The 26,529-nt window shown below is 63.8% G+C and carries 22 protein-coding genes and 2 pseudogenes; 15 read left to right on the top strand and 9 right to left on the bottom strand.

Annotated features, from left to right (window positions below; translation table 11 throughout):
- Positions 1 to 4 precede the first annotated feature (4 nt).
- The 5 genes from U1702_RS00150 to U1702_RS00130 form a co-directional block, all read right to left on the bottom strand.
- On the bottom strand, positions 5 to 1,144 hold the full coding sequence (locus tag U1702_RS00150) for an FAD-dependent oxidoreductase (RefSeq protein ID WP_332721215.1): 1,140 nt from the start codon (positions 1,142 to 1,144) through the stop codon (positions 5 to 7).
- Positions 1,144 to 2,139: a VOC family protein gene (locus tag U1702_RS00145; protein WP_332721214.1), complete on the bottom strand. Its 996-nt coding sequence runs from the start codon at positions 2,137 to 2,139 to the stop codon at positions 1,144 to 1,146. The genes U1702_RS00150 and U1702_RS00145 overlap by 1 nt, the downstream gene beginning before the upstream one ends.
- Positions 2,139 to 2,873: a glutathione S-transferase family protein gene (locus U1702_RS00140; RefSeq protein ID WP_332721213.1), complete on the bottom strand. Its 735-nt coding sequence runs from the start codon at positions 2,871 to 2,873 to the stop codon at positions 2,139 to 2,141. Before U1702_RS00140 ends, U1702_RS00145 begins: the two co-directional genes overlap by 1 nt.
- A gap of 29 nt (positions 2,874 to 2,902) precedes the next feature.
- On the bottom strand, positions 2,903 to 5,239 hold the full coding sequence (locus U1702_RS00135; protein ID WP_332721212.1) for a TonB-dependent receptor: 2,337 nt from the start codon (positions 5,237 to 5,239) through the stop codon (positions 2,903 to 2,905).
- An 89-nt stretch (positions 5,240 to 5,328) separates the two neighbouring features.
- A complete protein-coding gene (locus U1702_RS00130) occupies positions 5,329 to 6,297 on the bottom strand; it encodes a LysR family transcriptional regulator (RefSeq protein ID WP_332721211.1) in 969 nt (322 codons plus the stop codon).
- Positions 6,298 to 6,431: 134 nt separating this feature from the next.
- Between U1702_RS00130 and U1702_RS00125 the strand changes: the two genes are divergently transcribed.
- From U1702_RS00125 to U1702_RS00100, 6 genes are read left to right on the top strand one after another with little or no spacing between them, the layout of a single operon-like run.
- On the top strand, positions 6,432 to 6,839 hold the full coding sequence (locus U1702_RS00125; protein WP_332721210.1) for an NADH-quinone oxidoreductase subunit NuoE family protein: 408 nt from the start codon (positions 6,432 to 6,434) through the stop codon (positions 6,837 to 6,839).
- 2 nt (positions 6,840 to 6,841) lie between these two features.
- Entirely contained in the window at positions 6,842 to 8,314 is a 1,473-nt protein-coding gene (locus tag U1702_RS00120) for an NADH-ubiquinone oxidoreductase-F iron-sulfur binding region domain-containing protein (RefSeq protein WP_332724519.1), read from the top strand.
- Entirely contained in the window at positions 8,311 to 9,108 is a 798-nt protein-coding gene (fdhD, locus tag U1702_RS00115) for a formate dehydrogenase accessory sulfurtransferase FdhD (RefSeq protein ID WP_332721209.1), read from the top strand. Before U1702_RS00120 ends, fdhD begins: the two co-directional genes overlap by 4 nt.
- Complete coding sequence (gene mobA / locus U1702_RS00110; RefSeq protein WP_332721208.1) at positions 9,105 to 9,620, top strand: molybdenum cofactor guanylyltransferase; 516 nt, start codon at positions 9,105 to 9,107, stop codon at positions 9,618 to 9,620. The genes fdhD and mobA overlap by 4 nt, the downstream gene beginning before the upstream one ends.
- A complete protein-coding gene (fdhF, locus tag U1702_RS00105) occupies positions 9,610 to 12,444 on the top strand; it encodes a formate dehydrogenase subunit alpha (protein WP_332721207.1) in 2,835 nt (944 codons plus the stop codon). The genes mobA and fdhF overlap by 11 nt, the downstream gene beginning before the upstream one ends.
- Positions 12,441 to 12,707, top strand: a complete 267-nt coding sequence (locus U1702_RS00100) for a formate dehydrogenase subunit delta (protein ID WP_332721206.1) — start codon at positions 12,441 to 12,443, stop codon at positions 12,705 to 12,707. Before fdhF ends, U1702_RS00100 begins: the two co-directional genes overlap by 4 nt.
- 6 nt (positions 12,708 to 12,713) lie before the next feature.
- Here U1702_RS00100 and U1702_RS00095 read toward each other — a convergent pair whose 3' ends face one another.
- Positions 12,714 to 14,186 (bottom strand): carotenoid oxygenase family protein, encoded by a 1,473-nt coding sequence (locus U1702_RS00095; RefSeq protein WP_332721205.1) that lies wholly within the window; start codon positions 14,184 to 14,186, stop codon positions 12,714 to 12,716.
- Between the two features lie 13 nt (positions 14,187 to 14,199).
- Complete coding sequence (locus U1702_RS00090; protein ID WP_332721204.1) at positions 14,200 to 16,617, bottom strand: TonB-dependent receptor; 2,418 nt, start codon at positions 16,615 to 16,617, stop codon at positions 14,200 to 14,202.
- 166 nt (positions 16,618 to 16,783) lie between these two features.
- Between U1702_RS00090 and U1702_RS00085 the strand changes: the two genes are divergently transcribed.
- The gene (locus U1702_RS00085; RefSeq protein ID WP_332721203.1) at positions 16,784 to 17,326 is read left to right on the top strand and encodes a MarR family winged helix-turn-helix transcriptional regulator; all 543 of its coding nucleotides are present in this window, start codon (positions 16,784 to 16,786) and stop codon (positions 17,324 to 17,326) included.
- Here U1702_RS00085 and U1702_RS00080 read toward each other — a convergent pair.
- On the bottom strand, positions 17,307 to 17,816 hold the full coding sequence (locus U1702_RS00080; RefSeq protein ID WP_332721202.1) for a nuclear transport factor 2 family protein: 510 nt from the start codon (positions 17,814 to 17,816) through the stop codon (positions 17,307 to 17,309). The two genes, U1702_RS00085 and U1702_RS00080, sit on opposite strands and share 20 nt — an antisense overlap.
- A 134-nt stretch (positions 17,817 to 17,950) precedes the next feature.
- On the opposite strand from U1702_RS00080, the pseudogene U1702_RS17090 reads away from it, so the two are divergent.
- From U1702_RS17090 to U1702_RS00055, 6 genes and pseudogenes are all read left to right on the top strand, one after another.
- A pseudogene (locus tag U1702_RS17090) lies at positions 17,951 to 18,250 on the top strand (MFS transporter); the annotation flags it as partial.
- Between the two features lie 22 nt (positions 18,251 to 18,272).
- The gene (locus U1702_RS00075; protein WP_332721201.1) at positions 18,273 to 19,247 is read left to right on the top strand and encodes an MFS transporter; all 975 of its coding nucleotides are present in this window, start codon (positions 18,273 to 18,275) and stop codon (positions 19,245 to 19,247) included.
- A complete protein-coding gene (locus tag U1702_RS00070; RefSeq protein WP_332721200.1) occupies positions 19,244 to 19,711 on the top strand; it encodes a DUF3237 family protein in 468 nt (155 codons plus the stop codon). The genes U1702_RS00075 and U1702_RS00070 overlap by 4 nt, the downstream gene beginning before the upstream one ends.
- Positions 19,712 to 19,738: 27 nt before the next feature.
- On the top strand, positions 19,739 to 20,914 hold the full coding sequence (locus tag U1702_RS00065) for a mandelate racemase/muconate lactonizing enzyme family protein (protein ID WP_332721199.1): 1,176 nt from the start codon (positions 19,739 to 19,741) through the stop codon (positions 20,912 to 20,914).
- Between the two features lie 25 nt (positions 20,915 to 20,939).
- Positions 20,940 to 21,149, top strand: a pseudogene (locus tag U1702_RS00060) (aldehyde dehydrogenase family protein); the annotation flags it as partial.
- Between the two features lie 23 nt (positions 21,150 to 21,172).
- Positions 21,173 to 22,672, top strand: a complete 1,500-nt coding sequence (locus tag U1702_RS00055) for a CoA-acylating methylmalonate-semialdehyde dehydrogenase (RefSeq protein ID WP_332721198.1) — start codon at positions 21,173 to 21,175, stop codon at positions 22,670 to 22,672.
- A 10-nt stretch (positions 22,673 to 22,682) separates the two neighbouring features.
- Here the strand turns inward: U1702_RS00055 and U1702_RS00050 are convergent, their stop codons facing one another.
- Entirely contained in the window at positions 22,683 to 22,892 is a 210-nt protein-coding gene (locus tag U1702_RS00050) for a bluetail domain-containing putative surface protein (protein WP_332721197.1), read from the bottom strand.
- An 89-nt stretch (positions 22,893 to 22,981) separates the two neighbouring features.
- Between U1702_RS00050 and U1702_RS00045 the strand changes: the two genes are divergently transcribed.
- Together U1702_RS00045 and U1702_RS00040 are read left to right on the top strand one after the other, a co-directional pair.
- Positions 22,982 to 24,106 carry an alpha/beta hydrolase gene (locus U1702_RS00045; protein WP_332721196.1) on the top strand — a complete coding sequence of 375 codons (1,125 nt, stop codon included), beginning with the start codon at positions 22,982 to 22,984 and terminating at the stop codon, positions 24,104 to 24,106.
- Between the two features lie 122 nt (positions 24,107 to 24,228).
- The gene (locus U1702_RS00040; RefSeq protein ID WP_332721195.1) at positions 24,229 to 26,526 is read left to right on the top strand and encodes a TonB-dependent receptor; all 2,298 of its coding nucleotides are present in this window, start codon (positions 24,229 to 24,231) and stop codon (positions 26,524 to 26,526) included.
- The last annotated feature ends 3 nt before the right edge of the window (positions 26,527 to 26,529 follow it).

Here is a 26,529-nt window from a genome sequence, read left to right as displayed (position 1 = left end):
TTCCTCAATAATCGGCCATCAGCGCGTGCGTGGCGCTATGGAGCAGGGCACCGGGATTGGCGTCGGGATTATGAACGCCGGCCCATTCCTCCAGCTCCCATTCGGCAAGCTGGTTGGAGACATCGACGACATATTTGGCGCGGTCGTAACGGCGCGCCATGAATGCCTGCAACGCCGGTTCCAGCGCATCCTCGGCGGCGAGCAGTTCGGCCAGCAGCACGCCGTCCTCGATCGCCATCGCCGCGCCCTGTGCCAGATGCGGCGTGGTGGCATGTGCCGCATCGCCCGCGATCATCACCCGCCCGCGATACCACGGCTCGGTCACCATTACGTGCATCATCGGGCGATAGACGACCTCCGCCGGATCGACGATCTGCGCCGCCAGTGCCGGGATCGGCCCGCCATAGGCGGCAACGCGGCGGCGCATCTCGTCGGCAAGCTGCGGCCCCTCCAGCCAGCGATTGTCGGCCTCGGGCGTGACCACGAACATATACATCTGGGTCGGCGACATCGGCGTGAGGCCGATCTTTGTGTCGGGTCCGAAGAACACGCCCCCGGTGTCCACCTCGGGCGGGCGCGGCAGATTGTATCGCCATACCCCCTGCCCGGTGAAGGTCGGTGTGTAGCGATCCCCGAAAAGCAATTTGCGGGTGTCCGAAAACGCGCCGTCGAAACCCACCACCAAATCGTAGCGCCGCGAAACGCCGTCCGAAAAATCGACGTCCACCCCCGCTCCGTCATCGGCGATACGCGTCGCCGTCACACCCAGCCGGATATCCGTGCCGGTCGATTTCGCGCCCTCGATCAGTATCTCGTGCAATATCGGCCGGGGAATGCCGTTATTGGGCGGCAAATGCGGGGCCGCCTCGCGCGCGCCATGCGCCTCGATCAGCACCTTGCCGTTGACATCGTGGATCCGCCACCCCTCGAACGCGCCGCCGCGTTCCAGACAGGCCTGCGCCAGCCCGACCCGCTCGAACGCACGCAGCGCGTTGTTGGGCTGGATGATCCCCACGCCATAGACCGTCCAGTCGGGCTGTTTCTCGATCAGGTCGACCGCGATCCCCTTCAGCCGCAGCGCGCGCGCGGTGAACAGCCCGCCAATGCCCCCGCCGATCACCAGCACCCTTTGCACGGCGGCCATCAATGCTCTCCCTCATGCGCGGTCTGTGCCGCTTCGGTGGTCAGGTATCGCAGGTTCCAGCTGGGCGACTGATGCAGGAAATGCGGCAGGTTATGAATGTAATGGGCATAGGCGAATAGCGGTTCGGTCCATTCACGCGGCACCCAGCTGTCGTCGATATAATCGGAATCTGCGCCATATTCGGCCTCTCCGCCCGCCGGACAGGGCAGGTAGTAGAACAGCGCCGAATCGATCCGGTGACGGCCCAGCCCGTGTTCGGACGGCTCCCAGCCCTTGCGCGCCATATGGTTCGCGCCGGTCATCATCTCGTCGATATCCTCGACCCCGAAATTGGCGTGATGGAACCGCACCGCCCCGTCCATGCCGGGGAAGGGCGCGTTGGCGTTGAGCAGCAACAGGCTGTGATGATTGTTCGACCCGTCGCTGCGCAGATACATGCCGAACCCGACCTGATGGTCCGACAGGCGAAAGCCCAGCCGGTCGCGCATGAAATGATAGCCGTCCTGATAGCCCGGGATGGCAAAGACGACGTGATTGATGACCTTCGGTCGCGCGCGCTCGCGCCACTTGCGGTGCTGGTTCAGCCGGTTGACGCGGCCTGGCGCGTTGACCGGATCGGGCGCGTAGAGCACCGGGCGCTTGGCGAACACGCGCAGCCCCATTGGCAGGCCGAACGGCGTCATGAACCGCACAACCCCGTCGGCATCGCGCCGCACATCGCAATCGCGGGCCAGGTCGGCGGCCAGCCGATCCAGCGCGGTGGCGGTATCGACGCCCCAGATCACCTCGCGCACGCCGTCGCCCTCCATCCGGGTGGCGGGGAGCGCGGGGTCGGCGCGATGCCGGATCACCACGCTCGATCCCTCCGCCAGCTCGAAACGCCCGTGATCCGGCGCGGAATCGACGAGGTTAAGTCCGAAATCCTCGAAATAGCGCACGCATGTGCCGACGTCCGCGACGCCAAAGATCAGGGAGTCAATTCCCAGGATCGCCATTATTTTACTCCGTCAATTAGGATGTTTGCCACCTGCGGCATCGGCACCGGCGCGATCGTGTCGAAATTGACCGCCAGGCCCTGGTCGGCGAGTTCGCGGGCAGCGGTGGCATGGATTTCCAGCGTCCGCGCCACCGACGGGCGCGCTGTAATCCGCCGGTCATGATCTGCCAGCCTGGGGAAAGGTCCGGCGTCGAACCCGGCACCGGTGATGCGAAACCATACCCAGTTGAGATAGGCATCGACGATCGACCAGCGCTCGCCATACCACCACGGCCCGTCGTTTAGCCGCGCCTCGGCAATGCGCAATTGCCCGGCCATCGCAGCCATCGCCGCCGCACGCACCGCGGGTTGTGCTTCCGGCACCGGACAGCTGAATTGCGGCAGACGGATACGCGTGACCAGCGGATGCAGTCCCGAGGCGCACCAGGCGAGATCGGCAAGCTGGCGCGCGGCGGCGAGATCACTCTCCGCCGCTGGCAACAGCCCCGCGTCCGGAAACCGGCCATGCAGCCACGACAGGATCGCAACATTTTCGACCAGCGGTTCGCCATCGACCAGCAACAGGGGGACTCGCCCCTGCGGCTGTAATTCGAGGAACGCCTCGGCCCGGTGATCGCCGCGCACGAAGGAGATGAGCTGCGCGCGATACGGCGCGCCCGTCTCCTCCAGCGCGATCATGGAAACGCGCGCGCAGGTGTCCGGTGCGTAATAGAGTGTCAGCTCCGTCGTCATACCATCTCCCACGCGCGCAATTTACCGAGTCAGAACTTGAACGAGCCCCGCACACCCCATGTGCGCGGCGCACGCAGGATGTTGAACACGGCGGGGAAAACGGGCCTCAGGCTGGTGCCGGCATAGACCGTCTCGTCCTCGACATTGTTGACGAAGCCGGTGATCGACCAGTCATCCTTGCGATAGGTGATCCACAGGTCCGACATCATGTAGGCTCCCTGCTGCTGCTCGGGCAGATATTCCGGCGACAGGAAGCGGCTTGATTCGATCTTGGTCCGCGCGCCCAGCGTGATCTCGCTGTCGTCGCCGACATCGAAGCCCTGTTCATAGGAGAGGTTGAGGCTCCATTCGGGCGAGTTGATCTGTGGCCGCCCCGAACAATTGACGCGATAGGTTTGCGTCGGAGGCGTCACCGGGAAGTTCGGATCGACCACCGGCGCCACGCCACAGGCGGTGCGCGGCGGCGAATTGCCCGCCGCGAGATAAGTGAGTTCGGTATATTTGCCGTTGAGATACTGCACGTTGGCGGCAAACACGCCCTTGGCCACGACCCGGAACGACAGCTCCGCCTCCGCGCCATAGATGCGCGACGAACCGGCATTGGTGGTGACCAGTCCCGCGCCCACGACGGTCTGACCCATCGCATTCTGGTTCCGCGTCGGGCCGATATAGTTGACCTGCTGGTCCTGATACTTCCAGTAAAATGCCTCGATATTGAACGTCAGCCGTCGGTCGAAAAAGCGGTTCTTGCTGCCGAAGGTATAGGCGGTGATGCTTTCGGGATCGAAGGTGTTGTCGAGCGTGGCGATGAAGAAGCCGCCCGATTTGAAGCCCGTTGCGACATTGGCATAGATCAGGTTTTCCGGCGTTGCCTGCCACTCGAAGCCAGCCTTCCACGTCACATCGTCGAACGTGTTTGCGCCCGTGACGATAACCGGTGCGACATTGTTGTTGAACGGATCGACCGGGTTACCCGCGAACACGCCGGTCTGGGTCAGCGCCGCGCGATTGGTCTTCTTCTCATGGCTGTAGCGCAGCCCGCCGAGCAGCCGGAAATCGGGGAAAATCTCGTAGGTCGCCTGACCGAACACGGCGCGCGACCGGCTGGTCAGGTCCACCGCGAACTTCGTGCTGAGCACATTGCCCTGCACGAAATGGTTGAACGCGGTCTGATCCTCGTCGAAATAATAGCCGCCGATGACATATTGCAGCGGCCCGTCGCCGTTCGATGCCAGCCGCGCTTCGATGCTGGTTTGCTGCGCCTGTTCGCGGACGTGGCCGTAATAGCCGCCATTATAGTTCAGGTAATTGGGTCGGCTGTCGCGATAGGCCGGGATGAACGACAGCGTCGCAAAGCCCAGATCGACATCCATATTGGCCGAGATGCCCCAGAATTCGCTGTCGACGAACCCGTCGCCTTTCGGCCGGATGATCCCGGGCAGCGGCCCGTCGGTCTTGGCCGGTGGCGGCAATGCGCTTGCAAGAATACCGGCATAAAGCGGTCCGGTGCTGCGTGGGTCGGACGCGCCGATCCGCCGGTCGACGGCGGGTGCGGTGGGCACCAGCGGCGACGGCACGAGCACGCTGCCGACGCCCATGCCGCCCTGATGGAAATAATCGCCGACGATGGTGGCCGCGAAAATCCCGCTCTCGAACCGCAGCGACCCGCGCAGCGCTTCGCCCTGCTCATCGTCATAACCATCGGACAGATAGCCGTCGCGCCGCGCCACCTGACCCGCCACGCGAAGTGCTGCGGTATCGCCCAGCGGCAGGTTGACCGCTGCCTGTGCGCGAACCGCATTGTAACTGCCGCCCTCGAAATTGATTTCGGCACCGCGTTCTCCGAGCTGCGGGCGTTTGGGGATGACGTTGATCGCGCCGCCGGTCGCGTTGCGACCATAGAGCGTGCCCTGCGGCCCCTTCAGCACCTCGACCCGTTCCAGATCGTAAAAGGTGCCGAGCAAGGCGGCGGGGCGGGCGACGTAAATCTGGTTGAAGTTGAACGCGACCGGGTTCTCGGTGAAGGCATTGCCGACCAGCGCGCCGATGCCGCGCAGATAGAAACCGACCGAGGTGCCGGTCGCGGGCTGCACGATCAGCGAGGGCACCAGCTTGGTCAGGCCGGTGACGTCGGAGACCCCCGCCTCGGCCAGGTCGTCGGCACCGATCGCGGCGACGGCGAGCGCGGTGCGCTGAAGGCTTTCCTCGCGCCGCTGCGCGGTGACGATAATCTCGCCTTCCGATGCTTCGCTCTGCTGCGCACCGTTGCCTGCTGCATCCTGTGCAACGGCCGGCGTAGAAACGCTAGCGAGCGCGATGACGGAAACGCATGCGGCCAGCTGCCGCCGCCCCTTGATGATAGCCATATCCCTCTCCCTCCGCGACCCTTGGCGGGCCATCTGGTTTGTCGAGAATGCCGCGCGATCATCATCGCAATAAACTGTATTTTTCGATCCTAGGTATCACTGACAGTTGTGACCGGGCTGTGCGGTGCTTCGGCATCAATACGTTGTGCGATTTCAATCAGCTGGTCGCGCAGGAAGCTGTGGCCGGGATCGTTGGTGGTGCGATCGTGCCAGATCAATGTCTCCTCCAAAGGCTCGATCTCGATCGGGCATTCGAGCAGCTTGAGGCCCAGCGACGGGGCCAGTGCATGCGCCAGCCGGCGCTGAACCGTGGCGATCAGCTCGGTGCCGGGCAGCATATAGAGCAAGCTGGAGAAATTGGGGGCGCTGGCGACCACATTGATCGGCAGCCGATGGGTCCGCCATGCCGTTTCCACGACGGTTTCGATGCCCTGACCGAACACCGCCGTATTGTGCCGCATGCGGACATATTGCGCCGTCGTCAGCAATTCCCCCGGATCGCGCTTCGCGCCATCGACCGCACAGATAAACCCTTCGTGGAACAGCGGCTGCACGCGAATGTCGGGAATGGGGGTATAGGTTGGATAGAGCGCCCAGTTTCCGGCGGTGATGCACAGGTCGATCTCGCCCAGCTCGATCGCCTCAAGACTATGACGATTGAGCGCCTCGAAATGGCAGACGATGTGCGGCGCACGGCGGGTGAGCAGGCGCAACAGCCGCGGCAGAATCACGAAGGTCGCATAATCGGACATGGCGATCCGCACGCTCATCCGCGCCGTTGCCGGATCGAAATGCGGGCGCGTCGAAATGGCCGCGTCCGCGCGCAGGATCGCCTCCCGCACCGGTCCCTCCAGCGAGCGCGCGAGTGGCGACAATTCCAGCGACCGCCCGACGCGGACGAGCAGCGGATCGTCGAAATGGTCGCGCAGCCGCCGCAACGATCCGCTCATCGCCTGTTGCGTCACGAACAGCGTCTCCGCCGCGCGCGTCACATTGCGATGCCGCAGCAGCATATCGAGCGCGCGAAGCAGATTGAGGTCGAAGCTACCGCGCGTCATGTCCGATCCCTTAAAGCGTCCGCATTCCGTAGCGGCCCTTTCGCCAAAATATGACGAACCGCCCATACACGGTTATAATTTGAATTTGCCGCGCAAATCGGCACATTTGCGCGGTGCCCGATTGCGACTCTTCAATGGCGGAAATTCTGGCACGCCATGCGCCGTCGCAGGATGCCCTGCTGCCGATCCTGCATGACGTGCAAGCCAGGTTCGGCCATGTTTCGATTGAGGCGATTCATGCGATCGCGTTGCATCTCAATCTGAGCCGTGCCGAGGTTTCCGGCGTCGTCAGCTTCTATCGTGATTTCCGCCGGACCGCGGACAAGCGCCCGACGATCAGGCTGTGTCGCGCCGAAGCCTGTCAGGCACGCGGCGGCGAGCGGGTGGCGGAACATGCCGAGCGCGCCGCCGGCCAGCGCGTTAGGGTCGAGGCCGTCTATTGCCTTGGCCTGTGCGCCGCCGGCCCCAACGCGATGATCGGCGACCAGCTGCACGCGCGGCTTGATCCGGCCCGGATCACCGCCTTGATCGACGGGCTGTGACCATGCAGATTCGCATTTCCGACGATGCTTTGGCAGTGGCTTGCGGTGCCGACGCGGTGGCGCATCGCTTCGCCGAGTTCGGGCACGACGTCGTGCGGACGTCGAGCTGGGGCATGCACTGGCTCGAACCGCTCGTCGAGATCGACGGCATCGGCTATGGCCCCGCTGCCGCCGCGGATGTCGAGAACATCCTTGCGGGCAAGGCGGACGCGATCCGCATCGGCCGGATCGCCGAGCACCCCTTCATCGCCGCACAGACCCGGCTGACCTTCGCGCGGGCGGGATGGACGCGGCCGTTGAGCCTGGAGGATTATGCCGCGACCGGCGGCTGGGGTGGGTTGAAGCAGGCGCGCGCGCTGTCCGCCGAGGCGATCGTCGAGGAAGTCACCCGTTCGGGGCTGCGCGGGCGCGGCGGCGCGGGGTTTCCCGCCGGGATCAAGTGGAACACCGTTCGCCTCGCGCCGGGGACACGCAAATATATCGTCTGCAATGCCGATGAGGGCGACAGCGGCACCTTTGCCGACCGCATGCTGATGGAGGGCGACCCCTTCATGCTGATTGAGGGCATGGCGATTGCGGGTCTGGCAACGGGGGCGGACAAGGGGTTCGTCTATATCCGCTCCGAATATCCCCATGCAGTAGCCAAGATGCGCGCCGCCGTCCGCCTCGCCGCACCACTGATCGCGCCGTTCGAGATCGACGTGCGCGTCGGCGCAGGAGCCTATGTCTGTGGCGAAGAGACCTCGTTGCTCAACAGCATCGAGGGCAAGCGCGGCGAAGTTCGCGCCAAGCCGCCGCTGCCCGCGCATGACGGACTGTTCGGCTGCCCAACGGTCATCAACAACGTCCTCACGCTGGCCGCCACACCGTTTGTGCTGGCTAAGGGTGCCCGGGCCTATGCCGATTACGGCATGGGCCGGTCGCGCGGGACGATGCCGGTGCAGCTTGCGGGCAATGTGAAGCATGGCGGGCTGTTCGAGACGGCGTTCGGCATCACCTTGGGCGAACTGGTCGAGAAGATCGGCGGCGGGACCGCGAACGGTCGCCCGGTTCGCGCTGTGCAAGTCGGCGGGCCGTTGGGCGCGTATTTCCCCCCGGCCCTGTTCGACACGCCGTTCGATTACGAAGCGTTCACGGCGGTCGATGGCCTGATCGGACATGGCGGGATCACGGTGTTCGATGACAGCGTCGATATGGCGGCGCAAGCACGCTTCGCATTCGAGTTCTGCGCGGCGGAGAGTTGCGGGAAATGCACCCCCTGCCGGATCGGCGCGGTGCGCGGGCGCGAGACGATGGACCGCATGATTGCGGGCGAGCGGACGGCGGATAACCTGACACTGGTCGCCGACCTGTGCGAGACGATGAAGTTCGGGTCGCTGTGCGCGCTGGGCGGTTTTACCCCCTATCCGGTGATGAGCGCGATAACGCACTTTCCGGAGGATTTCGATGCCCGCGGACAGGCGGCGGCGGAGTGACGTCGGCGTCCGCCTTTGCCGTGCGGCGGGTCGGGTTTGACGGGTCCGGCGACGCCGGCCTGATGCGCGACGTGCCGATCGAGGCACCGGTCGCAATCGAGTATAACGGCATCGGCTATGCCGTGATGATGGCGACCCCGGCGGATTTGCAGGCTTATGTGGTCGGCCTGACGCTGGCTGAAGGAATCGCGCGTGCCGACGAAATCGAGGCTGTCGATATCCATGCGATCGACGGCGGCTGGATCGTGCGGGTTACGTTGCCCACGGCGCGCATGGAGCCGGTACTCGCCCGCGCCCGCACCCGCGTGTCGGAAAGCAGCTGCGGCCTGTGCGGGATCGAGAGTATCGAGCAAGTACTGCGGCCCCTGCCCCCCGTCACCGCGCGCATTGCCACCAGCCGGGATGCGATTGCCCGCGCGCTGGCGGCACTGCCCAATCATCAGCCGCTCAGCCGCGCGACCGGCGCGGTGCATGCCGCCGCCTTCTGCACGCCCGATGGCGCGATCGTCGCCGCGCGCGAGGATGTCGGGCGGCACAATGCGCTGGACAAGCTGATCGGTACGCTGGCGCTCGACGACGTCGATCCCGCCACCGGCTTCATTCTTCTCTCGGCGCGGTGCAGTTACGAGCTGGTGGAAAAGACCGTGCGCGCGGGATGCCCGATGCTGGTGACGATCTCCGCCCCGACCAGCCTGGCGGTCGAGCGTGCCACGGCGGCAGGGCTGACGCTGGTGGCGCTGGCGCGGGCGGACACCGCGCTGGTGCTGAACGACCCGTGGGGGAGCATCGCGTGATCCTCGGCGCGATCCTCGCGGGCGGCGAGTCCTCCCGCTTCGGCTCCGACAAGGCGCTGGCCGAACTCCATGGCCGCAAGCTGATCGACCTGGCCCGTACCGCGCTGGCATCGCAATGCGACGATGTGGTGGTCATAGGCCGCGACGACGGCATTGCCGACTGGCCCGCCCCCGGCCTCGGCCCGCTCGGGGGCATCGCCGCCGCGCTCAATCACGCGCTGGGCAATGGTTTCGCCGAAGTCCTGACTTGCGGCGTCGACAGCGTCGGTCTGCCCGCCGATCTGGTGAGGCACCTGTCGCCCGCGCCCGCTTATGTCGCCAGCCAGCCGGTGATCGGGCTATGGCCCGCAGCGGCTGCTGGCGCGATCGAGGAGCGGCTGTTCGGCGACAGCAGCCATTCGGTCCGCGCCTTCGCCGACGATATCCGCGCGCGTGCCGTGACGGTCGACATCCTCGCCAATGTGAACACGCGCGAAGACCTTGCGCGGCTGGAGCAGCAAGATGGGCTATGAACCGCAACCCGATTTCGGCACGCCCGCATCGGACGCCGCCGAGACGATCACCCTGACCATCGACGGGCGCGAAACCAGCGTTCCCGCCGGGACCACGGTGATGCGCGCGGCAGCCGAAATCGGCACGGCGATCCCCAAGCTCTGCGCCACCGACAGCCTCAAGCAATTCGGATCGTGCCGCCTGTGCCTGGTCGAGATCGACGGGCGGCGCGGCACGCCGGCCAGTTGCACGACGCCGGTCGAGTCCGGCATGGTCGTACGTACCCAGACGCCGGTGCTGCAAAAGCTGCGCAAGGGCGTGATGGAACTCTATATTTCCGATCACCCACTCGATTGCCTGACTTGCGCAGCGAACGGGGATTGCGAGTTGCAGGATCAGGCCGGCGCAGTCGGGCTGCGCGACGTGCGTTACGGCGCGGGCGACGGCCATCTGGGTCAGGCGAAAGACCAGTCCAACCCTTATTTCGACTTCGACCCGTCCAAATGCATCGTCTGCTCGCGCTGCGTGCGCGCGTGCGACGAAGTGCAGGGGACGTTCGCGCTGACCATCGACGGCATGGGGTTCGATTCAAAGGTGTCGGCAGGCACACCCGTCGACGACTTCCTGTCGTCCGAATGCGTCTCGTGCGGCGCATGCGTTCAGGCCTGTCCCACCGCGACGCTGACCGAGAAGAAGGTGGTCGAGATCGGCACGCCCGATCGCAGCGTCGTCACCACCTGTGCCTATTGCGGGGTCGGCTGCACGTTCCGCGCCGAAATGCGCGGCGAACAGCTCGTGCGGATGGTGCCGTGGAAGGACGGCAAGGCCAATCGCGGCCATAGCTGCGTCAAGGGCCGCTTCGCCTGGGGCTATGCCAATCACAGCGAGCGTGTCCTCAACCCGATGATCCGGGCGAGCATCGACCAGCCGTGGCGCGAAGTTTCGTGGGACGAGGCCTTGGCCCATGCCGCAGCCGAAATCCACCGCATCCAGGGGAAATACGGCAAGGCATCCGTCGGCGGGATCACGTCGAGCCGCTGCACCAACGAGGAAACCTTCCTCGTCCAGAAACTGGTCCGCGCCGGCTTTGGCAACAACAATGTCGATACCTGCGCCCGCGTGTGTCACTCGCCCACTGGCTATGGCCTGAAAACGACGTTCGGCACGTCGGCGGGGACGCAGGATTTCGACAGCGTCATGCAGTCGGACGTCATCCTCATCATCGGGGCCAACCCCACCGACGGACACCCGGTCTTCGCCAGCCGGATGAAGCGGCGGTTGCGGCAAGGCGCAAAGCTGATCGTCATCGACCCGCGCCGCACCGACATCGTGCGCAGCCCGCATATCGAGGCTGCGCATCATCTGCCGCTGCGGCCCGGCACCAATGTCGCGGTGCTGACCGCGATGGCGCATGTCATCGTCACTGAAGGGCTGGCGGACGAAGCCTTCATCCGCGAACGCTGCGACTGGGACGAATACAGCCACTGGGCAGAATTCGTCGCCCTGCCGCGCAACGCACCCGAAGCGCTCGCCCCGGTCACCAATGTCGATCCGACGGACCTGCGCGAGGCGGCGCGGCTCTATGCCACCGGCGGGAATGGGGCGATCTATTACGGCCTTGGCGTGACTGAGCATTCGCAAGGGTCGTCCACCGTCATGGCCATCGCCAATCTCGCCATGGCGACCGGCAATATCGGCCGTCCCGGCGTCGGGGTGAATCCCTTGCGCGGCCAGAACAATGTGCAGGGCGCGTGCGACATGGGCAGTTTCCCGCACGAACTGTCCGGCTACCGCCATGTCTCGGACGATAATGCCCGCGCGCTGTTCGAGGTAGATTGGGGCGTTACGATCGATTCCGAGCCGGGCCTGCGCATCCCCAACATGCTCGACGCCGCCGTCGATGGCAGCTTCAAGGCGCTCTACGTGCAGGGCGAGGACATCCTGCAATCCGACCCGAACACGAAGCATGTCAGCGCGGGCCTCGCCGCGATGGAATGCGTGATCGTCCACGACCTGTTCCTCAACGAAACCGCGAACTACGCGCATATCTTCCTGCCCGGATCGACCTTCCTGGAAAAGGACGGCACCTTCACCAACGCCGAACGCCGCATCCAGCCGGTGCGCAAGGTGATGACGCCGCTGAACGGCCTTGCCGACTGGGAAGTGACGCAGGGGCTGGCCAACGCGCTCGGTCTCGACTGGCGCTACACCCACCCGTCGCAGATCATGGACGAAGTCGCGCGCCTCACCCCGACCTTTGCCGGTGTCAGCTTTGCGAAGCTCGACGAGCTCGGATCGATGCAATGGCCCGCCACCGCAGCCATGCCGGGCGGCACCCCGGTCATGCACATCGACGGCTTCGTGCGCGGCAAGGGCAAGTTCGTCGTCACCGACTATATCCCGACCGACGAAAAGACCGGCCCGCGCTTCCCGCTGTTGCTGACGACGGGCCGCATCCTCAGCCATTACAATGTCGGCGCACAGACGCGGCGTACCGAGAATGTCGCGTGGCATCCCGAGGATTTGCTCGAAGTCCATCCAGTCGATGCCGAGGATCGCGGGCTGAAGGATGGCGACTGGGCGCGACTGTCCAGCCGGTCCGGTGAAACCACATTGCGGGTGCAGGTGACGGATCGCGTCGCCCCCGGCGTCGTCTATACGACGTTTCACCACCCGACGACGCAGGCCAATGTCATTACCACCGATTATTCCGACTGGGCGACCAATTGCCCGGAATACAAGGTCACGGCAGTGCAGGTGGCACCCTCCAACGGCCCGACGGACTGGCAGGAGAAGTATGAGGCGCTCGGCAAGCGGTCGCGCCGGGTTGCGGCCGCGTCGTGACGCAGCAGGCGCGCCTCGTCTATATGGCCAATCAGGTTGCGCGGAATTTCGCCATTCAGGGCGACGACATCGCGGCCAGAGCCACCGCCGACCATATTGCAAGCTTTTGGGACCCGCGCATGAAGCACGCGATTCTCGCCGATGGTTCGGGGCTTTCGACCGTCGCCACAGCCGCCGTCGAAATCCTTCGCCGGGACCATCATCCGGCACATGTCACATCGGCGACGATATTCCCCGGGGACCACGGCTCGGACGCCGGGTGACTGACCCTAAACGTCGTGCCGCAATGGGAGCTCATCGCTACCCGCCCAGACGCCGTGAACCTGATACGCGTTTCTGAACGGCAGAATGACGCGCGCGATTTCCTGCATGCGCGATGCGTCCAGGATCACCAGTTCGGTGCGCATCTCGACCAGATTGTGTGCGGTCCCCAGCAGATAGCCGTCGCCTTCCGCCGAATCCTTTACACGCGGAACGAACACCGGCTCTTGCAGGACATGATCCGGACCGGCGAACCACACGGTCTGCGTCCCGTCGATCACGTCGAAACGGCCATAGCAATTCACCGGGCGCAGCCGCGGATCCTCCGGCAGCGACGCGTGGAACGGTCGATCGGGATCGGCATATTGCACCCAGATATAGCGATGCGACCGCGTGATGTAGCGGTCGTCGATCCGCGTGAAGCTGGTCACGTCGCGGTCGAACAGCGTTTCTTCCTGCGCCGTGGCATCGTTCGACCGCATGTCCAGCGTCACGCGACGGATCGTGAAAATGTTCATGCCGAACGGATCGCCGTCCACATCGGGAAACCACGGCCAGGTGTTGCCGTCGGCCATCGGCGCATCCATGAAAATGGTATCGCCGTCATTCCACGCATTGGCGGTGTGGACGATCGATCGCTGCGGCCCCTCGAAAATGCGCACGTCCTCACGCCGTCCGCCGCGCGGAATCACCGCATAATAGGATGGCCGCTTGGCATCCCAGAACCAGTGGGTCTTGCCCTGTTTGAGGTAGTCGGCACTCGTTGCCGTGCCGCCGCCGGGGATAATCAGATAGTCGCGGGTCAGTGCCATGTCGTGCAGCATCGACGAATAGGGCACTTCAAAATCGAGGCTCCAGGTTATGCGGCCATCACGGTCGAATATCGCCACATGCACGTCGTTGGTGGCGAGTCCGCGCGATTCATAGCCATAGGCCACGGTCTCGCCGGTAAACGGGTCGAACTTGGGATGCGCGGTAAAGGTCTGGCTGTCCCAGCTGCCGTCGAAGTCGGTCGGGCCGAGCGTCTCCAGCGTGTTGGGGTCGATCTCGTGCGGCAGCCCTTCTTCCTTGGTGGCGTAAAGCCGCCCCGCCATCACCACCGGCGTGGTGTTGGCGGTCGTCCGCAGATGCGGATTGTCGAGGTCGCGGACCTCCGCATCGTCGGTGTGCGGGTTGCGGTAATAGCCGTAAAGCTGTCGCCGCGCCGCGACCTGACGCCAGTAACGGTCGGTTTTCACATAGCGGCCGCGATAATCGACCGATCCGTTCCGGAACCGGAAACTGCTGATATAGCCGTCCGCCGACAGGCTCGCCTCGTCCTTGAACTTCGGCGCATAGAGCCAGTCGCCGTGCATGCGATAGAAGGCTCCGTCGAGATCGGGCGGAATCGTGCCGGTCACGATGCAATCGACCACATCCGCCTCGAACCGGGTCGGTGCGAAGAAGCCCGAAAGCGGATGAGTCAGCGAGAAATCGGCCATGTCAGCGCGTCCGTCAGAAGCTGCGCTTGAGCGTGAGCGACCATTCGCGCGGCGCGCCGGGATAGCCGGTGACCGTGCTGTTGGAGCCACGATTGTCGAAGATGCTGTTATAATAAAGTCTGTCCGCGACATTCGTGACCGCAAGCGCGACCGACCAGTCGCGGTCGACCGAACGCCAGGTCACATTGGCATTGACCAGCGTGCGCCCCGGCACGCGGTTGAGCGCCGCGTTGGACGCCTGCTGAAAGAAGCCGTCGACATGGCTGAGGTCGAAGCGCGGCGTTATCGTGCCGGCGTTGCCCATTCCGATCTCATATTGAACACCAGTGCTGTATTGCCATTCCGGCGTGAACGGGCCGCGCATCGCCAGCGTGACACCCGATGCGATCGCGGCGGCGCTGAGCGACTTATATTCGAAATCGAGATAGGCGATCGACGCGTCGACCATCAAACCGTCCACGATCCGCAACGTCGTTTCCGCCTCGATCCCGCGCACGTTCGCCTTGCCCGCATTGACCGGAAGCGCGCACGGCGCAGCCGGCGCACCCGTCAGCGGACAGGATGAGACGACGACGAGAATATCGTCATATTTGTTGTAGAAACCGGAGACGTTCAGGCGCACCCGGCGATCGAACAAGTCGCTCTTGAAGCCGAGTTCATAGGCGGTGAGTTTTTCGGAACCGAACGGCAGCGCCTGTTGCGGAAAGAAGGCGCGCGGGTTGACGCCGCCGATCTTGAACCCGGTCGAAACCTGGGCATAGGTCATCAATTCGGGCGACCAGCGATATTGCAGCGCGACGCGATAATCCCAGTTGTCGCCCTCGAACTTTCCGACCACGCCGTCGAGCGAACGGATGCGCGGATCGGGCAGACCGCCATAGATGCTGCCGGGGATGCCGACGCGGCCATAGCGAACCGTTTTCGACGCGCTGGTGTAACGCAGGCCGCCGACCAAATTCAGCGCATCGGTCGCCTGCCAGTCGATATTGACGAATGCGGCTTTGGTACGCTGTTCGATCCGGTCGTCCTGAATGAACTGCAACGACGGGATGCTCACTCGCTGGCGCGAGCGCGCGTCATATTTGAAATAGAAGCCGCCGACGGTGAAGTTCACACTGTCCGCAACCTTGCCCGACAGCCGCAGTTCCTGGCTGAACTGCGTGACTTCGTGAAAATTGTCGATCAGCGCGGTGTCGATCGGCGATCCTTCGTCGAACACATATTGCGTGTCGTAACCCCGCGTCGCGGTGATCGACTTGATCGAGAGGCTGTCGCTCAGTTCGTAATCGACCTGCCCCGATACGCCCCAGCCATTGATCGCGTTGCGATCCGCCACGCTGTACGGCGCGGTCCCGTCGCGCGGAGCGGAGTTGATGTAGGTTGAATAGTTCACATAGGGGCTGTCGGTGAAGCTATCCTGCGCGAAATTGCCATAGGGCGACGAGGTGATGAACGGCGACCCGGTCGCGTTGCCCAGCGGGACGCCGCCCAGTTGATAGGCGGACGTCGTGTTGGGCACGCCCGGCACGCCAGCCTGGTTTCCGACGAACAACAGCGTGCTCGGCGCACCCTCGCTCTTGTCGTTGGTATAGTCGCCGATCAGATTGACCTCGAGCCGGTCGGTCGGCATCCAGCGCAGCGCGCCGCGGATCGCTGCATAGGATTTGCCACCCTGCGTGCCTAGCAGGCAGTCCTTGTTCGCGGTCTGGAACGACGGGACCGTGGTGCCGGGATGGGTGCAGGCATAGTCGTAACGTTTGACATAGCCGTCCTTGGACACGCCGGTCGCGGTGATGCGGGCAAACAGCTGATCGGGCACAAGTGCGAAATCGACCGCGCCGCGCAGCTCGATCCGGTTGAAGCGGCCAACGGTGGCCTGGACAAATCCGCTGCCGTCACCCTGCGGTTTTTTCGAGAAGATCTTGATCGAACCGCCGATCGAGTTCTGACCCGATAGCGTCCCCTGCGGCCCGCGCAGCACTTCGACCCGGTCCAGATCGACCAGGTCGACGATCGATCCGGTCAGCGTCGGGTAATAAACGTCGTCGACATACAGGCCGACGCCGGGCTCGAACGCAAAGCTGGAATCATATTGTCCGACGCCGCGGATGAATGCCTGGATCGACGGACCGAAGGTCGCCGTCGCCGGACGCAGCGTCACGTTCGGCGCCTGTGCCGCAACGTCGATCACCGAGGTCTGGCCGCGCGCTTCCAGCATCGCCGCGTCGACGGCGGTGATTGCCAGCGGCGTATCCTGAAGATTCTGGGCGCGGAACTGCGCGGTCACCACGATCTCGTCGGTGGTTTCCGCCTCTTGCCCGTCGGATGCGGACTGGGCTGCGTCCGGTGCGGCCTGCTGCGCCACCGCAGGCGTGGCCAGCAGTGCCAGCGTTGCTGCGCCGCTCAACAGCGCGATACGATCGAAAGTCATCCTACGACACCTCCCCAAAATCATCCTTGCGACGCATCAGGGCGTCGTCGTCCGCTTCAGCTATTTAATTTAGTTTTGAATGTAAAGTAGTTTCGTGCGGGTCGACATTCGGCTATGGCCAAGTCATATCCGGTGCCATCGGCGCATGGTCCAGGGAGCGAGGTTTGTGAAAAAGGGTGCAGCCGCTCACGATTCCAAAGGCGAAAAGCGCGCGCCGAACAAGATCGTGACCCCCACCGACGCGGTGTCTCCGGAAGCCGCAGAGATCGATGTCGGGCCGCTCGACAATTATCTCGGCTATTATCTGCGCCGCCTTTACGAGAATTACCGCCGCCATTTCATGACCGTGGCCGCCGAGTTCAACTTCGGTCCGCGCGAAGTCGGCGCCGCATTCGTGATCGGACTGAACCCGGGGCTGACACCATCGCAACTTCGGGAAGCGCTGGCGATGGACGGCGCGCAGATCACCGCCTTGCTCAACCAGTTCGAGCGGCGCGGTTATGTCGAGCGGCGGGTGTCCGAAACCGACGGGCGCTCGCGCCACGTGTATCTGACCGACGCGGGTCGCGCCTTGCTGACGCGGCTGCGCGAAGTCGTCGGCTGGTTCGATCGCAGCTTCAGCGGCGACTCGTTGACCGACGCGGAGCTGGAGCAGCTGGTCGGGCTGCTGGCCAAGCTCCATGCCGGGTCTAATCCTGGCGGGGCCTGACCAGTTCTGGCGGGCGAGCGCGGGGCGTTTTGACGCCGCTCTGCCCCGGAAACAGCGCGAGCGCCTCGCCCGACCAGTCGCGGATCAGTCGTTCACGGAACAGCCAGCGGCCGTCGACCCGAACGACCCGATCCAGATAATGGCCGGCGAAGCGCAAGTGAAACGGCGGCTCGCCCTTGCAATCTGTGACGAAGCAAAAGGATCGAACGGTCGCTGCATTTTCCGACCCGTCGATTAGAATATGGCTGACATGATGCTGGCGACCCGGAAAGCTCGGCCGCGAGAAAAAGAACTCGGCCATCGCCCGGATACCCTCCGCGCCGCGCCACACGTCCGGCTCATCGAACGCGTCTTCGCACAACGTGGCGTCGGGCGTGAAGCAGGCGACGAACCCCTCGACATCCCCCGTGTCGAAGGTCCAGGCATATCGGGCCAGCAACTCGTGGATGTCCAGTCGATCCTCTGCCGACAGTCCCGTTTTCTCGTTCACGCGAAACCTCCAATATCCAGTTGATTTAGTTTTTAAACTATATTACCTGACTTCACAATAACCCATCGATGCTGCCATGATCGGTTGCGTTGCAAGGGTTTGGGGAGAGGTGCCATTTCGAGCAAGGCGACACTATGGCGGCGGTGCGCGTGAGCATGGTTGGCGACGACCGTGCTGCACGGATAGCGCTTGGCGGCCGCATGATTCGCTGGCTGGTGCTGCCGCTTGCGCTGCTGACCTTCGTGAATGCGATAGATCGCGTGAATGTCAGCTTTGCCGCGCATGCGATGGGGCCGGATATCGGCCTGTCGCCGGCAACGTTCGGACTGGGTGTCAGCGCGTTCTTCGTCGCCTATCTCATCTTTCAATATCCGCATGCCGAGTTGCTGCGCCGGTTCGGGATGCGCCGCTGGCTGCTGGGTTCGGTAACGCTGTGGGGTGTTGCCGGGGCTGTTGATGGCGCGGGTCGATACGGTCGGCGAAATGGTGGCGGCGCGGTTCCTGCTCGGCATCACCGAAGCGGGGTTCGCGCCCGGCGTCACCTGGTACATCAATCGCTGGGTTCCCCCCGAAATGCGCGCCAAGGCGATGGCCACCGTGCTTGCCGCCGTGCCGTTCTCGCTGGTGGTCGGCGGTCCGTTATGCGGGTGGATGCTGGGCATCGGCAATCCGTTCGGCATCGCCCCGTGGCGCTGGATGTTCGTGCTCCAGGCACTTCCCAATTTCGCGCTTGCGATTGCCGCCTATTTCTACTTTCGCGACGATGTCACGCAATCGCGCTGGCTGAACGACGATGAGCGCGCGCAGCTTGCACCAACGGCCGTTTCGCCGCCGCGCGAACCAATTCGCAGTGTGGTCGGCGATACGCGTGTGTGGCGCTGTGCGGTGACGTGGCTGTTCGTGATGACCGGCTCCTATGCCCTGGTCTTCTGGTTGCCGCAGATGGTCCGGCAGATGGATTTGGGTGGCACCGAGTTCATGATCGGCACGATCTCTGCCTTGCCACAGGCGGGACTGGTCATCGGCATGCTGGTCAATGGCTGGCATTCGGATCGCACGGGCGAGCGCCGCTGGCATGTCGGTATCGCCGCCGTCGTGGCGGGCCTGGCATTGCTGATCGCCGCGCTGTTGCCATCGGGTTGGCTGGCGCTGCTGCTGCTGGTCGTTACCGGCACCGCGATCGGCGCGGCACAATCGGTATTCTGGGCAGTCCCGTCATCGATGGGCATCGGCAACGGCCGCATTTCGGTGACTGCGATTGCGCTCATCAGCATGTTCGGCACGGCGGGGGGCATCCTGGGGCCGATGCTGATCGGCAGCCTCAAGCAAAGCACCGGGAGCTTCGTCCCCGCGCTGATCGTGCTCGCGCTGCTGCTCGTGCTGGGCGGGTTGGTGATCGCACCCTTCCAACGGAAACGAGACCGCGCATGAACATTCCCACGCTCGACTTCGCCTTTCGCGTGCATCTCGACTTTCCACCCGGACCGCGCATCCGCTTTCCGGTACGCGGCGGCGAAGCCCGTGGTTTCGTCCAGGTCTCCGGCGGCATCGTCACCGGCCCGCGCCTGACGGGTGAGGTCATCGCCGGGAGCGGTGGCGACTGGCCGCTGATCCGCTCCGACGGGGTCATCGCGTTCGACGCGCGCTATCTGATCCGCGCCAGCGACGGCACGCTGATTCAGGTATCGAACCGTGGCTTCGCGCACGCCCCGCCCGAGGTGCAGGCACGGATCGAGCGCGGCGAGCAGGTCGATCCTGCCGACAATTATTTCCGCCTGGCCCCCTCGTTCGAGACCGCCCCCGGCCCGCACGACTGGCTCACCCGCACCGTGTTCGTCGGATACGGCGAGAAGCATGCCGATCATTCGGTGTTCGATTTCTTCGCGGTCGCCTGACCGCCCCCATTTTCGCAGGAGTATTCAATGCGCATCATCAAGGTCGAGTGCATTCCCGTCCACACGCCGCTCAAGCGGCCGATCGTCATCGCCACGACGAACATCAGCAAGCTCGACCAGATCGTCCTCAAGATCCACACCGACGAGGGGATCGTCGGCATCGCGGATTCGGGCGATACTTCCGCTTTCTATCACGGCGAAACCGACTTTTCGATTTCCGGAATCATCGCCAGCCAGATCGCGCCACGCATCCTGATCGGCGAAGATCCGACCAATATCGAAAAGATCGTGGGCCGGATGGACCTGATCGTCCGCGACAATTTCCACGCCAAGTCGATGGTCGATGCAGCACTGCATGACATCAAGGGCAAGGCGCTGGGCGTGCCGGTCTATCAGCTTCTCGGCGGCAAGACGGTCGAGGCGATCGACTGCGGCTATGTCCTGATGGCGGCGCCCCCGGAACAGCTGATCGGGGAAGCGCAAAAGGCACTGGCGGCCGGGTTCAAGGTCATCAAGTTCAAGCCCTGCATCGATTATGAGGAAGCGGTGCAGACGATGATCGAGGTCCGCGCGGGCCTGGGCGACGACGCGCGGCTGATGATCGATATCAACGGCCTGTGGAATTACGACCAGGCGTTCAAGGCGCTGCGGCGTTGGGAAAAGGCCAACGTCAATCTGGAGTTGATCGAACAACCACTGCCCTATTGGGATATCGAGGGGATGGCGCGGCTGCGCGGCAAGGTCTCGACGCCGGTCTGGGCCGATGAATCCGCGCGTGAACTGCATCAGATCAAGGAGATCATTGATCGCCGCGCCGCCGATGGTCTGTTTATCAAGACGCAAAAGGCGGGTGGCCTGCTCAAGTCGCAACGCTGGCTGACGCTGGCGCGCCTGTCGGGCCTGCCGGTGATGTGCGGGTGCATGCCCGGCTCCGGCCTCGAAGCGGCACCGACCGCGCATCTGCTGGTCGCCGATCAATGGGCGTCGCAGTTCGTACAGGAAAATTGCGGCCCGCTGTCGATCCACGACGTCTATGAACTCGAAGGGACTAATTTGACGGGCGAGGTAGCGCTGAACGGGCCGCGCTATGCGAAGGGCCGCATGTTCGCGCCCGAAGGGCCGGGTCTGGGTATCGAGCTGAACGAGGATTTCATCCGCGAGCACATCAGTACCGAACTCGAAACCCGCGTCGTCACGGCCTGATCGCAATGGACAGCTTCGCTCGACTGAATCCGCACGCGGGCTGAAGGTCGCGCGGCAGATCAAGTCCGGCATCTGCCACGTCAACGGATCGACCGTGCATGACGAGGCGCAGATGCCGTTCGGTGGCGTCAAATCATCCGGTTACGGTCGGTTCGGCGGCAAGGCCGGGATCGACAGCTTCACCGAATTGCGGTGGATCACGATCGAGACCGAAGCCGGGCATTATCCGATCTGAATCGGACCCTCCAAGGATTTCCTATGCACCTAGTCAATCACTTCATCGGCAGCATTGCCACGTCGGGCATGGGTACGCGCACGTCGGACATTTTCGACCCCAACACAGGCGCGGTGCAGGCGCGAGTGCGCTTGGGCACCGCCGCCGACCTCGATACCGCGATGGCCAAAGCGGTTGCGGCGCAAATCGGCTGGGCGGCAACCAACCCGCAACGCCGCGCGCGCGTCATGTTCAGGTTCAAGGAACTGATCGAGGCCAACATGGACAGCCTCGCGCATCTGCTGTCGTCCGAACATGGCAAGGTGATCGCGGATTCGAAGGGCGACATTCAGCGCGGGCTGGAGGTTATCGAGTTCGCGTGCGGCATCCCTCATGTGCTGAAGGGGGAGTACACCCAGGGTGCCGGGCCGGGGATCGACGTCTATTCGATGCGCCAGCCGCTGGGCGTGGTGGCCGGGATTACCCCGTTCAACTTCCCGGCGATGATCCCGATGTGGATGTTCGGCGTGGCCATCGCCTGCGGCAATGCCTTCATCCTGAAGCCGTCCGAGCGTGATCCGAGCGTGCCGGTGCGGCTGGCCGAACTGATGCTGGAGGCCGGGCTGCCCGAGGGCGTGTTGCAGGTCGTCCATGGCGACAAGGAAATGGTCGACGCGATCCTCGACCATCCGGAGATCAAGGCGGTGAGCTTCGTCGGGTCGTCCGACATCGCGCATTATGTATATCGACGCGGCGTCGATGCCGGAAAGCGCGTGCAGGCGATGGGCGGTGCCAAGAACCATGGTATCGTGATGCCCGACGCCGATCTGGATCAGGTGGTCAACGATCTGGCGGGCGCGGCGTTCGGGTCGGCGGGCGAGCGCTGTATGGCGCTCCCGGTGGTCGTCCCGGTCGGGGAAAAGACCGCGATCGCTTTGCGCGAGAAGCTGCTGCCTGCGATCGACGCGCTGCGGATCGGTGTCTCGACCGATGCCGAGGCGCATTACGGGCCGGTCGTCACCGCTGCGCACAAGGCGAAGATCGAAAGCTACATCCAGATGGGCGTCGATGAGGGCGCGGAGCTGGTCGTCGACGGGCGCGGCTTTACGCTTCAGGGGCATGAGAACGGCTTCTTCGTCGGCCCGACCTTGTTCGACCGCGTGACCCCGCAGATGCGGTCCTATCAGGAGGAGATTTTCGGCCCGGTGCTCCAGATGGTGCGGGCGGACGGGTTCGAGGATGCACTGAAGCTCGCCAGCGATCACCAGTATGGCAATGGCGTCGCGATCTTCACCCGCAACGGCCATGCCGCACGCGAGTTCGCCTCGCGCGTCAATGTCGGGATGGTCGGCATCAACGTGCCGATCCCGGTGCCGGTCGCCTATCACAGCTTTGGCGGATGGAAGCGCTCAGCGTTCGGCGACACCAACCAGCACGGCATGGAGGGGGTCAAGTTCTTCACCAAGGTCAAGACGATCACCCAGCGCTGGCCGGACGGGTCGGTGGATGGCGGGAACGCTTTCGTCATCCCCACGATGGGATAGGGGAACCTCCTCATACGAACGGGAAAGGCGGATCGACCAGGAGCAGCGGGTTGACCAGTTCGATCACATAATCCTCGTCCGACTCATAACCCGCCACGCCGTTCGCGTCGATCAGCACAAAGGTTCGCCCGCTCATGTTACCGCTACTGGCGGTGAACAGGACCGCCTCGCCCGCGCCGAGCGTGCGGCCAGCGGCGGCCAGATCGACGGTTCTGATCATTACCCTTTTCGGAGTGCCCTTACCCTTGAGAAGGGCTGCGATCGGCGCGCGCTCTCGGCAATGACGAAGGGAACATGCGGGAGAAAATGATGAACAGGTTCAGCGTAATCGTGCTTCGGGCCACCGTCGCCTCCAGCCTGACGGTTCCCGCCATGGTGTACGGCCAGGATTCCGCGCCGTCGAAGCCGGCTGCCCCGATCCGGCTCGACGGTCAGACGCTGGATCCCGGCATTCAGGCGATGCTGGAAAACGACAAGGTTCAGGAGGCGGCGGCGAAGGGCAAGCCCGATAATGACGCGACCACTGCGGCCGGTCTGAAGGCCATCCGCCGCGAAGTCGCCGACGCATGGTTGGCCGGCACCGCCACGCCGCCGGAAATGCAATCGGTGAAGGACGATGTGGTCAAGCGCGGCGGCGTCAGCGTTCCGGTGCGCATCTATCGCCCCAAGGCCACCGGCACGCTGCCGACCATCGTCTATTATCATGGTGGCGCATGGTTCATCGGCGGTATCGACGCCTCCGACCGTTCGTCGCGCCAGCTCGCCGACGACGCGCGTGCGATCGTTGTCAGCGTCGATTACCGGCTTGCGCCCGAAGCACCCTACCCTGCCTCATGGGACGATGCCGAAAACGCGTTTGAATGGGTCGTCGGCGAAGCGACGCGGCTGGGCGGCGCGCCCGATCAGGTGTGCGTCGCGGGAGACAGTGCGGGCGGCAACATGGCGATCGTCGTCACGACGCGCCGGCTGGCAAAGGGCAAGTCGGCACCATTGTGCCAGATCCTCTATTACCCCGCCGTCGACAATCGCCCGATCGATGCGATGCGCGCGACGTACAGCTCGTCACGCCTGTTCGGCGAAGGGTTCCGGCTCGACCGGTCGTTCACCGACTATATCCTGCCGATCGTGTTCCCTGATCAGGACCTGTCGCAGCCCGAAGTCTCGCCGCTGTTCGACGCGACGCGCAAGATGCCGCCGACGCTGATCGCAACCGCCGGATTCGATCCGCTGCGCGATTCCGAACGCGCTTATGCAGCCAAGCTGGCATTGGGCGGCAATACCGTGATCTACCGCGAGTTTCCCACGCTGATCCACGGCTTCCTGCAACACACCGGTCTGTCGCCCGCCGCCGCCCGCGCTTCGCGGGAGACCGCGCAGGCCGCCGGGGTGCTGGCACGCGAGGCGATCGCAGCGCAACAGGGGAAACCGAAATGAGGCGCTGAACCCGCCCTGAAAAACGTTCACACTCGTGATAGTGAGTATTGACTCGCTCCGCATTCTGGATCAGTTTGCCCCTACAACGTCGGCAAATGACCGACGCGAATGGGAGAGCGATTATGAGGGCATGTCTTCTCGCGTCCGCTGCTGCGGTCACAATTTTCGCCGCGCCGGCACTGGCGCAGGACAATCCCGCACCTGCGGCCGAGGCTGAAGCTGAAGCCACCACGGGTGCGGACGTTATCGTCACGGCGACGCGCCGGGCCGAGCGCATTCAGGATGTTCCGCTGAGCATCACCGCATTCTCGCAGGAGCAGCTCACCGAAAAGGGCATCGTCGGCTATGAAGGCCTCGCGCGTGAAACGCCGGGCGTGGTGCTGAACAAGCCCACCGCCAACTTCAACAACTTCACCGCACGCGGCATTGCCACCAACGGCTATAACGCCAATCTGCAAAGCTCGGTGGCGATCTATATCGATGAACTGCCGGTCTCGACGATCGGCAACACCACGGTAGTCGATCCCAATTTGTTCGACGTCGAGCGGGTCGAAGTGCTGCGCGGGCCACAGGGCACGCTGTTCGGATCGGGTTCGCTATCGGGCGCGATACGCATCCTGAACAAGAGCCCCAACCTCAACAATTTCGATGTGTCGGCGCTGGCCGATATCGGCCTGACGGGGTCGGACTCGCTGCGTCAGCGCTATAATCTGATGGTCAATCTGCCGCTGGTCGATGACAAGCTCGCGCTGCGTGTCGTCGGCTTCTATCGCAACGAGGAAGGCTATCTCGATAACGTCGGCACCGGCGTTCATAACTCGAACACGCTGATCGACTGGGGCGGCCGCGCGCTGCTGCTGTTCAAGCCGACCGACCGTCTCTCGATCCGCCTGCTCGCGTCATACGAAAACAGCGATCCGAAGGACTCGTCGCTGACTAGCCCGTCGCTAGGCCGGGAAAAGCGCACGTCGGACCAGCCCGATCGGTTTACCGGCAAGCAGACGATCCTGAACGCAACGATCGACTATGAATTCGACTTTGCCCAGCTGACCAGCTCGTCCACCTATTCCGATTTCGACCAGCGCTTCTATGTTGATCTTGCTGGCACTTTCGCACCCGGATCATTCGTCGGCGCGCCGATTGCGTTTGGGCTGGATGCCGATGCCTATGATAAGGTCTTCGTCCAGGAAACCCGGCTGGTTTCTACGCTGGATGGCCCGTTTCAGTTCACGCTCGGTGGCTTCTACTTGAACCGTCGTCGCGACGTCGATTATTTCTATCGTTCCAATCCCGCATTCCTGGCCGCGCGCGGTCTGACCGGGTTGCCCGACCAGTATTTCCAGAAGCAATATACGCATTCGAAAAGCGAGGAACTCGCCGCGTTCGGCGAGCTGACCTATCGCGTGACCGAGAAGTTCTGGCTGACCGGCGGCATGCGCTACGGACGCACTTCGGCACAGGCATTCACAGAAGCGGGCGGTTACCTCGCCACGGCCTTCGGGCAGAATTACTACACCTATGCGCTGCTCAACATTCCGGTGAACTTCACCACCTTCACACCCTATGCCGCCGCGACCGGGGTAAAGGCGACAGGGTCGAAGCCATCGTGGAAGGCGAGCGTCACATATAAGCCGAGCGAGTCGCTGACAACCTATGCGACCTTCGCCACCGGCTTTCGCGCGCCGATCGTCAATGCCTTTGCCGGGCGGCCCAGCCTGACCGTGCCGTCCGACATCATCATCCCCAACGGCGCATCGTCGGACGATATCAAAAGCTATGAGATCGGTGCCAAGGCCCGCTTTCTCGGTGGTCTCGTCAGCATCAACGCCGCTGCCTATCTGATCGACTGGAGCAACATCCAGGCGCAAGCCAACCGCGTGTCGGATTCGGTGCAGTTCGCCACCAATATCGGCGCGGCGCGGTCAAAGGGGATCGAGGTCGAGATGGGCGTGTTCCCCGGCAGCGGCTTCTTCATCGGCATGAACGCGGCGTACAACGACTCCAAGATCACGAAACTCAGCGCAGCCGAGGCCGCGATTTCGGGCGCGGTGCTCGGTCACCGGCTGTCGGCACCGCGGCTTCAGGGCGCGCTGACGGTCAGCAACAGCTTCGACATCGGCAGCACTGCCAAGGGGACGCTGGCGGTCAGCACGCAATATGTCGGATCGTATAACAGCTCGTTCCCGAACACGCCGGGCAACCCGAATTTGCGCCTGTCGACCTTTGGCGAGACCGACGAATATGCCAACGTCAATCTAAGCTTCGGCGTGAAGTCGGGCAAATTGTCGGGGCAGGTCTATGTCGAGAATGTGTTCGACGATCATTCGATCACGTACATCCATCCCGAAGCGTTCCTGGTCAGCCGCTTCGGCACGATGCGTCCGCGCACCTTCGGTCTGCGCCTCGGTTACGGGCTGTAAGTG

Origin of the sequence: Sphingomonas sp. LT1P40, from assembly GCF_036663835.1 — a bacterium.
Taxonomy (GTDB): Bacteria; Pseudomonadota; Alphaproteobacteria; order Sphingomonadales; family Sphingomonadaceae; genus Sphingomonas.
Note: the sequence above shows the minus strand (reverse complement) of the source record. Positions and strands in the feature narration are given on the sequence as shown.